Source organism: Exiguobacterium sp., assembly GCF_020832205.1.
Taxonomy (GTDB): Bacteria; Bacillota; Bacilli; order Exiguobacteriales; family Exiguobacteriaceae; genus Exiguobacterium.
In genome coordinates this window covers 41,834-57,436 of record NZ_JAFIFD010000037.1, presented here as the reverse complement: position 1 = coordinate 57,436, position 15,603 = coordinate 41,834, and the positions used below count along the sequence as shown (strand labels likewise).

The following is a 15,603-nucleotide window of genomic DNA, read 5'->3' as shown; positions in this document are numbered from 1 at the left end:
TCTATTCTATCATTATTCGGTATTCCAGTTCGACGTCTTGACACTTCATTTCGAAACAGCGAAAGTTAAATGGAAAGGGGGTCGTGTGATGGAATCTACGACCACATGGCGGTCATTCATCCAACTGTTTCGAATCGCCGAGCCTCCGAAAGCGTTATTCATCGGGGCAATCCTCATCTCGCTCGTTCAAGCGATGGCCTCGCTTGCCATCCCGCTCATCTTGCAGCGCGTCGTCGACAATTGGAGCGTCGCCATGCTCGATGCACGGCTCGTCACCATTTTCATCGTGGCTTTTTTGGTCCAAGTCATCTCGAGCGCAATCTCGATCTATTGGCTACATATTGTCGGTCAGCGTGTCGTCGCGAACTTAAGGACGACGTTATGGGAACGGCTCGTCGCTTTGCCGATCCCGTTTTATGACGGCATCAAGTCAGGCGAGCTCGTCTCACGGCTCAATAATGATACGACGACGCTCCAGCAACTATTGTCCGAGCAGAGCGTCCGTCTGTTGACGTCGTTCGTCTCCATCATCGGTGCGGTCGGCATTTTATTCACGCTCGACTGGCAGATGACGCTCGTCATCTTGTTCTCGGTACCGACGACACTCCTCATCGTCATCCCACTCGGCCGAAAGTTGCGCGTCATCGCCAAGAAGACACAACACGAACTCGGCGCCTTGTCCGGATTTTTCGCCGAACTGCTCGGTGAGATCCGACTCGTGAAGTCGCAAGCGACCGAACCGGAAGAAGTGACAGAAGGAAAACGTCGGATTGAGCTCCTTTTTGGTTACGGGGTGAAAGAAGGACGTATCCAAGCGCTGTTGATCCCGTTACTTAACGTGACGCTGACGGCGATGCTCATCGCCATCCTCGGGTTCGGGGCGTATCGTGTCTCGACCGGTGCCTTGTCGACGGGCTCGCTGCTCGCGTTCATGCTCTACTTGTTCCAAATCATCACACCGCTCATCACGATGTCGGAATTTTTAACGCGGCTCCAGAAAGCGCGCGGCGCGACGGAACGGATCTCAGAGCTACTCTTAGTAGAAGCAGAGCCCTATACGGACACGTCGGAATCAATCCAACAAGCGTCTCTCGCCTTCGAGGATGTGACGTTCCAATACGGTGAGACACCGATCATCAAGCAGCTGTCAATGACCGTTCCGTTCGGGGCGACGACGGCCATCGTCGGACCGAGCGGTGCCGGCAAGACGACGCTCTTTGCGCTCGTCGAACAGTTCTATCTGCCGACGTCAGGTCGGATCATTTACGGCAGCCGAGACATTCAAACGTATGGCCGGAACGATTGGCGCCAAATTATCGGCTACGTGGCGCAAGACTCGCCTGTCCTGTCCGGCACGGTCCGTGACAATATTCTGTACGGGTTGAAACGAGTTACCTCAGAGGAAGAGATTCTGCAGGCGTGTGAGATGGCGAACGCACGGCTCTTTATCGAGGCGATGACAGACGGCCTTGATACAGAGATCGGGGAACGCGGTGTCCGTCTGTCTGGCGGGCAACGCCAACGGCTCGCGATTGCCCGTGCCCTCTTACGCGACCCGCAAATCCTGCTCCTTGACGAGGCGACGTCGAGCCTCGATTCCGAATCGGAACGTCTCGTTCAAGAAGCGCTCGACCGGCTCATGCGCGGGCGAACGACGCTCGTCATCGCCCATCGCCTCTCGACGGTGCAACACGCCGAACAAATCATTGTCCTCGAGGACGGAACAATCAGCGGTCGTGGCACGCATCAGCAACTTTTACAAGACAACGCACTATACGAAAAACTTGTCACGCAACAGCAACTAGGAGGTCAATGAATATGAAGACAATCGGATTTATCGGACTCGGTGTCATGGGTCAATCGATGGTCAGAAATTTGATGAAGGCAGGGTTTCACGTTCAAGCCTACACCCGGACAAAAGATAAGGCGGCCGACCTGCTCACAGAAGGCGTCACGTGGTGCGACACGGTCGCATCGGCCTGTCAAGGGGCCGATGCCGTCATCACAATCGTCGGCTATCCAGCTGACGTCGAAAGCATCTACTTTGGGGACGGGATGATTTTGCAATCAGCTGAACCTGGTACACTCGTCATCGACATGACGACATCGTCGCCGATTCTCGCCGAACGCATCGCCGAAGCAGCCATCGATCGAAGTTTACTCCCACTCGACGCCCCGGTCACAGGCGGTGATGTCGGAGCGAAGAACGGGACGCTGTCCATCCTCGTCGGCGGCGGAGAATATGCCTTTAAGAAGGCGCTTCCGCTGTTCGAGGCGATGGGACAAGCGATTGAACGAATGGGCTACGCCGGAAGTGGACAGTATGCGAAACTGGCGAATCAAATCGCCATAGCCGGCATCATGATGGGCAACGCCGAGATGCTCGCGTTCACGAAAAAAGCCGGACTTGACGCTGAGCAGTTGCGACAGACGATCCGGGGCGGGGCCGCCGGGAGCTGGACGCTCGAGAACCTCGTTCCGCGCATGATTGCCGAAGACTACTCTCCGGGATTTTTCATCAAGCATTTTTTGAAAGATATGGCGCTCGCTCTCGAGAGCGCCGAAAAGCTGAACATCAAACTGCCGAGCCTCGAACTCGCTTCGAAACTATATTCTATCCTTGAAGAAAACGGCTATGGCGAAAACGGGACGCAAGCACTCGTCGATTACTATTTGCATCAAGACGTTTGAATCGGTCTTGAGGTGGAATTAGTTGAGTGAAGGAGGCGATGTTTCATGCCGTGGAATATGAAAGATTATCCGGAATCGTTGAAGAATTTTGATCCGCTCGTCAAGAAGAAAGCGATTGATATCGCCAACGCCTTGCTCGCCCAAGGCTACTCTCCTAAAAAAGCCATCCCGATTGCGACCGAGCAGGCGAAGAAGTGGCATGCTGACGCATCGAGAGAAGAAAAGCAAGCGTTCGACGACGCCCCCGATCCTCAAAAGACGGATCGGCACGGGACATGAAGAAACGGTCGGCTGAATCTCAGCCGACCGTTTCTTCATGTTGTGCTTCTTTTTCTGCCTTAATTTCCAAATAAAACCCGGCGAGCGCTGTTTCCAAATACGGTTGCACGAATATGAGTGCGAGTCCGCCCGTGATAAGCACGATGACGTACCAACCGATAAAGCTTGCGAACAGCTTGAGCATGACAAACTTCTTCCCTTGCATGAGTCGTCGACTTTCGCGCATCGCACTCCAGACGGAGAGGTCCGGGCGGTCGCGAAAAATAAACGGCACCATGCGGTACGTCAAATAAAACCAAATTCCCGGGACGATCAAGAAGAGCATGAGCACGTTCAAGCCGAGGTAAAACAACCCGTAAAACGTGACGGCTCGAACGTACTGTTTGAGCGATCCGAACGATTCGAGCAACAAACCGAGCGTTGGTTTGTCTTCCTTGGCGATGTCGAGATAAATCCAATTCCGTCCCATCTCGAGCGGGGCGAGTAGGACGATCGACGCGTACAATAACACGATGGACATGAGCAACACATCCGGCGGCGCGTCCCGGGACAAATCAAGTTGTGTCGTCACGACCGTCTGCACGAGCATCGTCGCGATGGCGGCAAAAACAGCGATGCCCCAATTTCCTGACAGCATGCGAAGCGCGAATTGTTTATAAACTGAAGACTGCATAACGTCACCTACATTGTATCGTTTTTTTCATTATAGCAAAAAAACAGTCAAACGACTGTTTTTAACGTTTCATTCGTGTGTGCATGTCTTTAATTTTCGATTCGTCTAGCAATCCATCGGTTCGGACTCCGTTCCCGACGTGAACGGACGCGACGTCAAGCGGCCTGATGAGATCCTCGACGTTCAGAGGAGTGATCCCTGCCCCAGGCAACACGATCATCTCGGCGACTTCTCGCATCGCCCGTAGCACGTCGAGACCCTCGAGTGCCGTCTTTTTCCCCCCTGACGACAAAACATGCGTCACTTCAGGATATTCATTCAATAACCGGATGGAAGCGACCAGATCTTCCGTTTCATCGATGGCTCGATGGAACGTGAGCGCCATGTCCCCTTTATGTTTGATGACTTCTCCGAGCAGACGCTCGTCAATTCGCCGGTCAGGCGTCAAAGCGCCGAAAACGATGCCGTCGACGCCGAGTTCACGACAAAGACCGATATCTGCGAGAAGTGTCTCTTCGTCTTCTTCATTGTAGACGAACGAATCGGCATGAGGACGAATCATGACATGGACCGGGATGCTCGCCTGTTCGATGACGTTTCGAATCGTCCCAAAGCTAGGTGTCGTCCCTCCAGCCTTCATGTCAGCAATGAGTTCAAGCCGGTCCGCTCCGTAGCGCTCTGCCTGTTTCGCTTCTTTTAACGTCGTGACAATAACTTCAATCATGTCGTTTCCTCCTTTATTATGGAGCGAACCGCCACTCGACTTCGTGCTCGGCCAGCTCTCGCTTCCATTCTACCGGTTCCGGAAAGTCGGAAATGACCGTCGTCACGACCGAAAAATCTGCGACCCGATAGCGTTTCTGTTGATTGAATTGTGTATGGTCGGCAAGTAAGTAACACGTCCGGCTTTGTTGCATGACGGCTTGTGAGACCGTCGCCAGTCCGTGGGCGTCACACGTCAAACCGAGCGTCGGGTCGACTCCTTCGACCGAGATGAAAGCAGCATCGAACACATACGTCTTCAATTGCTGCAGCACTTGTTCGCCGACCGTGACGAGATGTTTAGCATCAATCGTCCCGCCGAGCAACTGAACATCGCCGGTGAAGACACCTTTGGCCCGCTGTTCGAACAGCGCTTTGGCGACCATGAGCGACGGGGTGACGACGGTCAGATTGCGGCCGCGCAGACGTGCCGCCACTTGCTCAGGGGCCACGCCATGACCGATATAAATCAAGGCATCATCGTCAACAAGTTGGAACGCCGTATAAGCGATGCGGCGGATGCCATCCATGTTTGAGATCATCATTGGTTGAAACGATACGCTCTGATGTAAAACGGCACCGCCGTACACTCGCTTGATCCGATGTTCTTTCTCAAGTTCTTCTAAATAACGTCGAACCGACTCCCCCGAGACGTTCAACCGTTCGATCAACTCGCTCGTCTTCACTTTCCCTTCCCGTTCAATCCATTCGACAATCTTTTGTTTACGTTCTTCTCCAATTAAAGACACTCGTCTGCCTCCTCCGCAAAAATCGCTTCCTTTCTTAGTGTAGCGAACGGATGTAAATTTAACGTAAAGTGAAAGTAAAGAACGGGCAAATCCAACATGTTTTTCGTGAATAATCGTCAAAATCAACAGAAATCCACATCAAGCCAACTGAGACAAAGGGAGAACCTTACCGTTCCACTTAGTCAAACTCCCTTAAAAAAGAAACCGGCCGCCAACCGCTCAAGCGGTCGCCGACCAGTCCATCGAACCATTATTTTCGTTTTTGGAACAGCGGCACTTTCGGCTCCGTTCCTGAACGGATGCGCTGCCAGTTTGTCCGGTGTTTGATGATGATGAACAAAGCGAGCGGGACGATCACGATAAGCGGCAACCAGTCTCGCGCCAAAACACCGTAAACGACGACGGTCACGAGACCGACGGCAGCTGCGGCCATCGATGAGAGCGAGACCATCTTCGAGATGAAGAGGGTGACGACGAACGTCCCGACAACGACGACGAAAAACCATGGGAATGCCGCCAACAAGACGCCGGCACTCGTCGCTACGGACTTTCCGCCTTTGAACTTCGCAAAAATCGGATACGAGTGACCGATGATGGCCGGGATACCGGCTAGTAACAGGCTCATCTCGCTCCCGAACATGAGCGGTAACAAGGCAGCCACAAGCCCCTTGCCCATATCACCAAGCAAGACGAGTGTCCCGGCTTTCTTGCCGAGCACGCGGAACGTGTTCGTCGTCCCTAAATTCCCGCTCCCATGTTCTCGCACGTCGACACGATAGCCGACTTTCCCGATGAGGAGGGCGAACGGGATCGAACCGAGTAGGTAACTGATCAATACAATCAAAATCTCTGTCAAATAAGGCATCGCAATTCCCCTTAATCCATTAATTGCTCGAGGTACTGCTCGAACGGCACGTTCATCTCACGCACGTTCGTCGCATGTTCGACCCCGATATAACGTAAATGCCACGGCTCATACATGTAGCCGGTCTCCGCTTCATACGCCCGTTGGTATCGGACGATGAATCCGTACGTGTGGGCATTGTCTGCAAGCCACTTTCCTTCTTTCGTCTGCTCGAGCCCTTGCGTCAGCTGATAACCGACCGAAGCGCTCGAGATGTCGATCGCGAGCCCGGTCTGGTGCTCCGAATGGCCAGGAGGCGCCGAATACTTCATCGCCTGCTCTTTGCCGTCACGGGCAACATAAGAGTTGAACAGTTGCACTTGATACTCATACGAGCGGAACGCGCTCGTCCCTTTCAAGTCGATGCCAGCTGCTTTCGCATCTTTCATGAGCGCCTCGACGGCTGTCGCCGCTTCTTGACGTAACATCCGTCTATCCCCCGTGGCCGAGTCGACAAAATCGATGTTCGGCGTCACGAGATCTCCCGGTTTATAAGTACTCGGCAACGCGATCTGTTTATTGACGAGGACGAGCGTATCGAGCGCCAAGTTGGCTTGCCCGTCACGTTCGATCGGCTCGGTCGGCACAAGTTCGATTGGAGGTGCTTCTTCTTCAGGTGTTTCTACGGGTGGTTCTTCTGCTGGTTCTTCGTTCACTTGCTCTTCTTCAGTTGACTCCGTCGGTGACTCTTCCGGAGGGGTAGTTGGCTCTTGTTCAGAGACGGTCGGTTCGTCGACCGGTTGTTCCGTCTCGGGTTGTTCGCTTGTGTTACAGCCCACTAGCGTGAGCGTCAAGGCGCAGCACACCATCAGGAACGATGGTTTTCGCATGCGATCTTCCCCTTTCTATATACAAAAAATACCGTCAAGATATGATACCATACTGACGGTACAAAAGAACCACTGTTATGAGACGGGACTCATGACCCGCATATACATCGCGTGCCACTCGGGAAACTCACGATCGAGACGAATCGGTTTGAAATCGCCTTGTTTCACGACGACGTGCGTCGTCTTCGCCGTACCGACGAGGTTGCCGGACTGGTCTGTCAACTCGTACCCATAAACGGTCCGGATTTTCGAGTAACTGTCTACCCAGACACGGACGTGAACCGTGTCGCCGTAAGTCACGCTTTTTTTGTAATCGACGGACACGTTCGTGACTGGTGACACGAACCCGGCCTCTTCCATGTCTTTATATTCGACGCCAAGTTGCCGCAGCAACTCGGTTCTCGCGATTTCTAAATAGACCAAATAGTTCGCATGGTAGACGATCCCCATCATGTCAGTCTCTTGATAGCGGACCGGAATTTGTATCGTGTGCATCACATCGTCCTCACTTTCCACTTCATTGTATTATAACTTGGTATTAATATCTACTGCTAATAACTCATTTAGTTCGCTTTCAGCCCCGCTCTCGGCGACGAGCCGGTACGACTGTCTCGCGATCGCCTCATCGATCAACGACAACGCCGTCCGGGCGTTCGGACGCTCCATGTCCGTCAATCGTTCATACAAGGCGTCCTCGACGTCCTGCTCAAACGTGTAACCGAACTTTTGTGCATAGTTTTTCGCGATCTGCACGAGTTGCTCGATGGAATAGTCCTCGAAATGAATCTTACGCTTGATGCGACTGCTCAAACCCGGGTTCGAATCGATAAGCCGGCGCATCGGTGCATCGTACCCCGCTAAAATGACGACGAGGTTCTCCCCATGTTTCGGCATCTCATCGACGAGCGTATCGATCGCTTCTTTTCCATAATCGTTCGGTCCTCCGCTCAAACTGTATGCCTCATCGATCAGGAGCACACCGCCGAGAGCGTCCCGGATCGCCGCTTTCGTCTTTTGCGCCGTCTGACCGACGTAGCCGCTCACCAAGTCGGCCCGGCTGACGACTTTCAAATGACCGCGCTTTAAGTAACCGGCCCGTTTCAAGAGCTGAGCATACAGATGCGCGAAAGTCGTCTTTCCGGTCCCGCTGTTGCCGACGAGCGACGCATGCAGTTGCACCGGGGCCGTCTTGAGCCCGAGTTCACGCCGTCGTTTCTGAATCGTGATGAGCGCCTCGATTTCTGCGAGCTGACGTTTCGCTTCGTCCATCCCGACGAGGTCGTCAAGCGACAGGACCGCCTCCTCGACTTTCGACGTGTCTTCGAAATCAAGTTCCGTCAACAGTGCCATCTCATCAAGCGGCGCCTCGGCCCCGAACCGTGAGCCTTTATGGAACATGGCATCAAGCAAGATATTATGCACGGTCCTGGCGTTCCCGAACGTCGCATCGACTCGTTCCCGGTCAATCCGGGCGAGAAGTGCGCGTTTCGCTTCGAGCGTGAGGACATAGTTGTTCTCCTCGGCAACTTTCTCTCCGATGGCGACGAGCTCGTCATCGGAATAGTTCGGGAGTTCGTAATGGTTCGACTCTGGGAAGCGCGAGCGAAGCCCCGGATTGGCCAACAAGAAGTGGCGCATCTCTTCCGGATAACCGGCTAGGATGACGACGAACTTCCCTGCATACTCCCCGCTCGTCATCGCGGCGACGAGCGTATCGATCGCCGCCTGTCCGTAATCACTGCCACTGGCGTCTTGGCGCTTGAGGGCGTAGGCCTCGTCAATAAACAAGACACCCCCTTCAGCCTCTTTCACTTTATTCATCACTTGCTCCTCGGTTTGCCCGACGAACGCCCCGACAAGACTCGAACGGTCCGCTTCGATGACGTCCGGCCGGCTGAGCAGCCCGAGCTCAAAGTAAATCTCGGCCATCAGTCTGGCGAGTGTCGTCTTCCCGGTCCCTGGATTACCGGTAAAGACAAGATGAAGCGACGGCTGGTGCTTCGAAGAAAAGCCCGCTTTTTCTCGTTCGCGCTGGAACAATAAAAAACGATACCATGCTTTGACGCGAGCTTTTACGTCGGTCAAGCCAATCATCGTCTCAAGCTTTTCGATGCCGCTCGAGCGTGTCTCCCGCTTCGGCTCAGGTAAAAGCTCACTGATCGCATCAAGCTTGGCTTTGACGAGAATGACGCGTTCGCCGAAGCGACCGAACGCTTCACGGCTGAAATAGTTGCCTTGCATCGAGCCAAGCAAGGAAGCCGTGTCGTCCTCGAGCGCGGCGACTTCTTGCATCGCCTCGATGACGACGTCGAACAAACGCTCGAGTTGGTCTTTGAACTCTGAGTCGCGTAAGTCCGATTTCGCTCGCTCAATCTCGTCGTGCAGCTGATCGAGTTGATCCAACAATGCTGACGTCTTCGCTTCGTACTCGGTCAATATCTGCACTTTCATCGACGCATAGTCCGCTTCGCGCAGTGTCGGCCACTCGACGCGCAGAGACTGTCGGAATCGGCGCAGCCTTTCGTTCAGTTGGCTGACACGGAGTTCGGGCGGAAGAGCGTTCATCGTCTCTAGTTCTTTCACCCAACGGCTGAGAAGCGGATCGACCGTCTCCGTTTGTCGGAATCGTCGTGTCGCAAGCAACGTCAACGTGCGAATCAATTCATCTCGTTGTCCGGTCGCTCTCGACCAATGTGCATATGATAACAGAGCGGCCTCGTCGACCGTCTCGCCGGTTTCCCACCGTGTGAGGTCGGCCTGTACCTGATCCAAGTTGATTTGTTTCATCTCGTTCTCCCTTTCAGACGACAAAGGAGCCGACGTTTCAGTCTGCTCCTCGCCGATTTATCGTGATTCAAAAGATGTCATGCGAATCGAATGAAATAACTTCCCATTATTCCGTGACTCCGCGGCGAGTAAGATTCGCTCGTTCGCGTCCACATAATAGGTGACGGCTTCTTCGTTCCCGTCCTCACTGAAAATGGATGGATGTTTTTCCACCCAGTCGGCTGGGACCGTCTCGGCCGTCTCCGACTTGACGAACGCCTGGGCCGTCCGGCCAATGATGTCGACATCTCCTTCGCTCGTGCCGAGCGTCCCGTCATCGAGCCATTTGCGAATCTGTTCGTTCGTCGCTCGTGACAAGAACGGATGAGGAGCGACCGCACCCGACGTCGTTTCCTGACGAATCGACTCTTCGCCGTCCGGGTTCAACTCCCGGTACACCGTGCCGTCCCATTCGGCTTTCGCCCCGGCGTTCGGTCCCGAGACGACCTCGGAGACGAAATGACCGTTCTCGTCGTACGTGACGAGGTAGTTGCGCACTTCGAGCGTGTCACCTTCTGGCGGCAACTTCTTCTCTTCGTAACCGATGACGACGGACGTATAGAACGGTTCTGACCGATTCTCGCGGCCATCTTCGTCCGATAAGTTCATGAGCGTATAGAAATTATAGACGAGTAAGGCGCCGACGATCAAAATCCCGGCAGCGATCACCCAACTCAGACGCTTTTTCATTTGTTGTTTCATGTCATGCCCTCCCACTATGCTTCACTTACTATCCTACACTAGCGAGAGGGTCATGCAAAATATTTACGACCAAAAAAGGGTCTCAAACGAGACCCTTGTAGTTATCCGAGTTTATCTTCTTCGCGTTTATACGTTTCAATCCATTTGTCTCGTTCATCCGGCTCATCGGACAAGTCTTTGAACAAGGCGATGATCATGAACAGCAGAACGAATATGAACGGGAACGCCACGAGGATCGCAACCGCCTGCAAGGCGCTCAGCCCACCGGCATACAAAAGTACAGCGGCGATCGACGATTGGATGAAGCCCCATGTCATCTTGATGCGCATAGGAGGAATCAGCTTTCCGTTCGTCGTGAGCATCCCGAGGACGTACGTCGCCGAATCGGCCGACGTGATGAAGAACGTGGTAATCAAGAAAATCGCGATGATGCTGAGCACCGTCCCGAATCCACCGAACGTCTCGAACAAGACGAAGAGCCCGACTTCTGTCCCGATGTCATTGACGGCATCGATCAAGCTAGCCCCACCGAACAAGTCCGCCCAGATGGCTGAGCCGCCGAACACCGAGAACCAAAGTAATCCGAATGATGTCGGGACGAGTAAGATCCCGATGATGAACTCGCGAATCGTCCGCCCTTTTGAGACACGGGCGATGAACGTCCCGACGAACGGCGACCACGAGATCCACCACGCCCAATAGAAAATCGTCCAGCCGTTGATCCACTCCCGTTCGACCGGTTCGAGAGCAGCCGTGCGGAAACTCATCGACGGCAACTGTTGCAAGTACGTCCCGATCGTCTGGGTGAACAAGTCGAGAATGAACGCGCTCGGCCCGGCGATGAGTGTCGCCACGAGTAAGACGATGGCAAGGAAGATGTTCGTGTTGCTCAAGATGCGAATCCCTTTCTCGAGCCCGGTCGAGGCGCTGATCATGTAGAGCACCGTCACGACGGCGATGATGATGAGCTGGGTCGAGAACGCGTTCGGCACACTCGGAATCAAATAATGAATCCCTCCGGCAATCTGTTGCGCCCCGAATCCGAGCGATGTCGCCACCCCGAACGCTGTCGCGATGACGGCGAGGATGTCGACCGTCTGTTTGACCGGTCGCTCATAGCGATCGTTGACGAGCGAACCGATCGTCTCGCCGATCGTTGCCGGTCGTCCTTTCCGGAACGTCGAGTAGGCGATCGCGAGTGCGATCATCGCATAGATTGCCCATGGGTGGAAGCCCCAATGGAAGAAGGCATATCGCATCGCCGTCCGGGCATCCCCTTCAGGCGTCGGTGATTCGAATGGCGGGCTATGGAAGTGAAGGAGCGGTTCGGCTGCTCCCCAGAAGATGAGACCGATCCCCATCCCTGCGCTGAACAGCATCGCGAACCACGTCATATAACTGAAGTCTGGTCGGTCCGTATCTTTCCCGAGACGAATCGATCCGAATCGCGAGAAGATCAAAAAGATGGCGACGAGCAAAATGGCGGTCGCACTCAATAAATAAAACCAGCCCAACCCGTTTGAGAGCCAACCTTGAAGTTTCGTCGTCACGTTCAACAGGCTAGCATTGCCAAGAAGGCGTTCAGGGAAAATCCCCCAAATGGTGAACAAGACCGTGATGATGGCAGAAACGGTAAAAACGGTCGTCACTTGGCTTTTCCTTTTCATGTGTTGTCACTCCTATTCAATTTTCTTATTTTCATATACGTTTCCCACCGTAACATACATCGTAAACACTTCTCAACCCGACGGTATGTCCTGTAGGTGAACCAAAAAGAGTGACGTCACATGTGCGTCACTCAGGCGGTTTCGGTTCTAACGAGACGATGAACGTCTCGTCGACCACGTAATACGGCCGTTTCGGAAGCGTTTTTAAATAGCCTCCTTCCCGTAACCGGGTCAAGTCGAGTTGCATCGTCTGTTGAAATTTCCGAAGCGGTAATTTCTGCTCTTGTTCCATAAAAAGATCAAGCGCCCGCTGGACTTGGTCCATCTCGTAGATGACGTCCCGGTCTTCTTCCGGGACGATATAAAACGTCTCCTTCGACATGAAGAAGCGTTGCCTCGGTTTCCCGGGCAAATGGCGTTTCAACCGGGAAAGGTCGATTTCTTGCGCGTCATCGAGCAACACCGTCCGATTGACCCCTTTCGGTAACGTCTGTTCGTATTCATGGATCGCCTGTCTGAGCTCAGGCAATGTGATGTCGACTATTTCCTCGACGACTTCTTCCTTTTGCGTCAGTCGCTGCCACCAGTTCTTCCCTGACTTCGTCTGTTTTTCCATACACTCCCCCCTCTCCCCATCCTGTTCCCGATAAAGCCTTCCCTCTCACCTTATATTCGCACATTCACAAAAAAAACCTTCCTTTTTCCAAAGGAAGGTCAACCTGTTTATTTCAGCTTGTCACGAAGGACCATCTGGAGGATCCCACCATGACGGTAGTAATCAATCTCGATTTCAGAGTCGAAACGGGCGATGACTTTGAACTCCGTCACCGTGCCGTTCTCATGCGTCGCCTTGACGTTCAAGATGTCACGCGGACGAACCGACTCGTCGACTTGGATATCAAGTGCTTCTTCGCCAGTGAGACCGAGTGATTCAGCAGACTCTCCTTCCATGTACTGGAGCGGGAGCACGCCCATCATGACGAGGTTCGAGCGATGGATCCGCTCGAAGCTTTGAGCGATAACGGCGCGGATTCCAAGCAAGTTCGTTCCTTTAGCGGCCCAGTCACGAGATGAACCCATGCCGTAGTCATTGCCGGCGAGGACGATGAGGCCCGTGCCTTCTTCTTTATACTTCATGGCCGCATCGTACATCGGCATGATTTCGCCAGTCGGCCAGTACGTCGTGAAGCCGCCTTCAGTGCCTGGTGCGACTTGGTTGCGAATGCGGATGTTCGCGAACGTACCGCGCATCATCACTTCGTGGTTACCACGGCGCGATCCGTACGAGTTGAAGTCGAGCGGTGCAACACCTTTCGATTGCAAGTACTGTCCAGCCGGTGTCGTTTTCGAGAACGCCCCTGCCGGTGAGATGTGGTCGGTCGTGACCGAATCAGCAAACTTCCCGATGACGCGAAGGCCGTTAAGCGGGTGAACTTCGCCTGCCTCTGGCTCGAGGTTTTCGAAGAACGGCGGGTTTTGGATGTACGTCGAGTCGTCCGAGAAGTCGTACAAGTTGCCTTCTGGTACGTCGAGCGCGTTCCAACGTTCGTTGCCTGTGAATACCGTGTCGTACTCTTTACGGAACGCTTCCGGAGAGACGACGTCTTGAACGACCATCTTGATCTCATCGTTTGACGGCCAGATGTCTTTGAAGAAGACTTCGTTGCCGTCTTTATCCGTACCCAACGATTCATTCATGATGTCAAAGTTGACCGAACCGGCGAGTGCGTATGCGACGACAAGCGGCGGCGAAGCCAAGAAGTTCGCTTTGACGAGCGGATGGACGCGTCCTTCGAAGTTTCGGTTACCCGAGAGCACCGACGACACGAGAAGATCGTTCGACGTGATCGCCTCTTCGACTTCACGGTCGAGCGGACCAGAGTTTCCGATACACGTCGTACAGCCGTAGCCGACCGTGTTGAATCCGAGCTGATCGAGGTATGGTGTGAGTCCAGCCTTGTCCAAATAGTCCGTAACGACTTTTGAACCTGGGGCGAGCGACGTCTTCACGTATTTCGGAACCGTGAGACCACGTTCGACCGCTTTTTTCGCGACGAGACCCGCTCCTACCATGACGTACGGGTTAGACGTGTTCGTGCAGCTCGTGATGGCCGCGATGGCAACGTCACCCGTCTTCATGTCAACAGAACCATCTTCGTACTTGACCGAGACTGTCTTATCGAGTTCCGTCCGATCGAGACCGAAGCCGCTATGTCCGGCCGGTGCCGTTAAGCTGTCGACGAACGCCGTCTGCAAGTCAGACAAGTTGATGCGGTCTTGTGGACGTTTCGGTCCTGCGAGTGACGGTTCTACTTTCGACAAGTCGAGCGTGAGCGTCTTCGTGAACGCCGGGTCGGCCTGGTCTGGCGTGTAGAACATATCGTTCGCTTTCGAGTATGCTTCGACGAGGTCGATCAACTCTTCAGAGCGGCCTGTCGTGCGCATGTAGTTGAGCGTCTCCGTATCAACCGGGAAGAAACCGCATGTCGCACCGTACTCAGGCGCCATGTTGGCAATCGTCGCACGGTCAGAAAGAGGCATCGTGTGGAGCGACGGTCCGAAGAACTCGACGAACTTGCCGACGACTTTCTCGTTGCGGAGCATCTCCGTGACGACGAGCGCGACGTCTGTCGCGGTGACGCCCGGGTTCACTTCTCCGATGATCTTGACGCCGACGACGTCAGGTACCGGGAAGTAAGACGGTTGACCGAGCATACTCGCCTCGGCTTCAATTCCCCCGACGCCCCATCCGAGAACGCCGAGACCGTTGATCATCGTCGTATGTGAATCCGTTCCGACGAGCGAATCCGGGTAGGCGACGTTGCCTGTGCCATCGTTTTTCTCAAGGACGACAGATGCCAAGTACTCCAAGTTGACTTGGTGAACGATCCCTGTTGCCGGTGGTACGGCACGATAGTTGTCGAACGCCGTTTGGGCCCAACGCAAGAACTTGTAACGCTCTTCGTTGCGCTCGAACTCGATGTCCATGTTTTTCATGAGCGCGCCGGCAAAGCCGTACGCATCGACTTGGACCGAGTGGTCGACGACGAGATCGACCGGGATTTCCGGGTTGATCTTGTTCGGGTCGCCACCGAGGTCGGCCATCGCTTTGCGGAGCGAGGCGAGGTCAACGACCGTCGGTACCCCGGTAAAGTCTTGCAATACGACGCGGGCCGGTTTGAACGGGACGTCGATATCTTTCGACACCTCGGCTGTACCCCATTTAGCCAAGTTCTCGACGTGCTCTTTCGTGATGCCTCGGCCGTCTTGTTGGCGGAGCACCGATTCGAGCAAGACGCGAATCGAATACGGGAGTCGGCTGAGTTCAGTCACTCCATCCTCTTCCAATTTCTTAAGTCGGTAATAGTCATACGCCTGACCGTTCACTTCGAACTGCGTCCGAGATGAGAAAGCGTCTAACACGTTCGTCTGTTCCATACAATTTCCCCCTTTTTGAAAGCGGCGACGCGGGCAGTAGCCGTAATCGCTTACTTATCACATGTTTATCATAATACAACTA

Annotated in this window: 14 protein-coding genes; 3 read left to right on the top strand and 11 right to left on the bottom strand. The window is 54.0% G+C overall.

Annotated features, from left to right (window positions below; all coding sequences use genetic code 11):
• Window positions 1-88: 88 nt before the first annotated feature.
• Genes JJU47_RS09020 through JJU47_RS09010 form a run of 3 tightly spaced genes read left to right on the top strand, consistent with a single transcriptional unit; the run spans window position 89 to window position 2,970 of the window.
• Complete coding sequence (locus JJU47_RS09020; RefSeq protein ID WP_228618433.1) at window positions 89-1,816, top strand: ABC transporter ATP-binding protein; 1,728 nt, start codon at window positions 89-91, stop codon at window positions 1,814-1,816.
• A 2-nt stretch (window positions 1,817-1,818) separates the two neighbouring features.
• Entirely contained in the window at window positions 1,819-2,691 is an 873-nt protein-coding gene (locus JJU47_RS09015) for an NAD(P)-dependent oxidoreductase (RefSeq protein ID WP_300997731.1), read from the top strand.
• Window positions 2,692-2,736: 45 nt separating this feature from the next.
• Window positions 2,737-2,970, top strand: coding sequence for a DUF2188 domain-containing protein (locus JJU47_RS09010; RefSeq protein WP_228618431.1), 234 nt, complete (start codon window positions 2,737-2,739; stop codon window positions 2,968-2,970).
• A gap of 19 nt (window positions 2,971-2,989) precedes the next feature.
• Here JJU47_RS09010 and JJU47_RS09005 read toward each other — a convergent pair whose 3' ends face one another.
• The 11 genes from JJU47_RS09005 to acnA all read right to left on the bottom strand — a co-directional run bounded on the left by JJU47_RS09005 (window position 2,990) and on the right by acnA (window position 15,521).
• Window positions 2,990-3,643 (bottom strand): DUF975 family protein, encoded by a 654-nt coding sequence (locus JJU47_RS09005; RefSeq protein ID WP_228618430.1) that lies wholly within the window; start codon window positions 3,641-3,643, stop codon window positions 2,990-2,992.
• A 61-nt stretch (window positions 3,644-3,704) separates the two neighbouring features.
• A complete protein-coding gene (locus JJU47_RS09000; protein ID WP_228618428.1) occupies window positions 3,705-4,367 on the bottom strand; it encodes a copper homeostasis protein CutC in 663 nt (220 codons plus the stop codon).
• Window positions 4,368-4,383: 16 nt separating this feature from the next.
• Window positions 4,384-5,154 (bottom strand): DeoR/GlpR family DNA-binding transcription regulator, encoded by a 771-nt coding sequence (locus tag JJU47_RS08995; RefSeq protein ID WP_228618425.1) that lies wholly within the window; start codon window positions 5,152-5,154, stop codon window positions 4,384-4,386.
• Between the two features lie 250 nt (window positions 5,155-5,404).
• Entirely contained in the window at window positions 5,405-6,019 is a 615-nt protein-coding gene (gene plsY / locus JJU47_RS08990) for a glycerol-3-phosphate 1-O-acyltransferase PlsY (RefSeq protein ID WP_228618423.1), read from the bottom strand.
• 11 nt (window positions 6,020-6,030) lie between these two features.
• Window positions 6,031-6,888, bottom strand: a complete 858-nt coding sequence (locus JJU47_RS08985) for a M15 family metallopeptidase (protein ID WP_228618421.1) — start codon at window positions 6,886-6,888, stop codon at window positions 6,031-6,033.
• A gap of 75 nt (window positions 6,889-6,963) precedes the next feature.
• Window positions 6,964-7,383: an acyl-CoA thioesterase gene (locus JJU47_RS08980; RefSeq protein WP_228618419.1), complete on the bottom strand. Its 420-nt coding sequence runs from the start codon at window positions 7,381-7,383 to the stop codon at window positions 6,964-6,966.
• 30 nt (window positions 7,384-7,413) lie between these two features.
• The gene (locus JJU47_RS08975) at window positions 7,414-9,675 is read right to left on the bottom strand and encodes an AAA family ATPase (RefSeq protein ID WP_228618417.1); all 2,262 of its coding nucleotides are present in this window, start codon (window positions 9,673-9,675) and stop codon (window positions 7,414-7,416) included.
• Between the two features lie 57 nt (window positions 9,676-9,732).
• Entirely contained in the window at window positions 9,733-10,416 is a 684-nt protein-coding gene (locus JJU47_RS08970; protein WP_228618415.1) for a hypothetical protein, read from the bottom strand.
• A 101-nt stretch (window positions 10,417-10,517) separates the two neighbouring features.
• Complete coding sequence (locus JJU47_RS08965; protein WP_228618413.1) at window positions 10,518-12,083, bottom strand: BCCT family transporter; 1,566 nt, start codon at window positions 12,081-12,083, stop codon at window positions 10,518-10,520.
• A gap of 127 nt (window positions 12,084-12,210) precedes the next feature.
• The gene (locus tag JJU47_RS08960) at window positions 12,211-12,699 is read right to left on the bottom strand and encodes a DUF3939 domain-containing protein (protein WP_228618411.1); all 489 of its coding nucleotides are present in this window, start codon (window positions 12,697-12,699) and stop codon (window positions 12,211-12,213) included.
• 107 nt (window positions 12,700-12,806) lie between these two features.
• Entirely contained in the window at window positions 12,807-15,521 is a 2,715-nt protein-coding gene (gene acnA, locus JJU47_RS08955) for an aconitate hydratase AcnA (protein WP_228618409.1), read from the bottom strand.
• Window positions 15,522-15,603 lie beyond the last annotated feature (82 nt).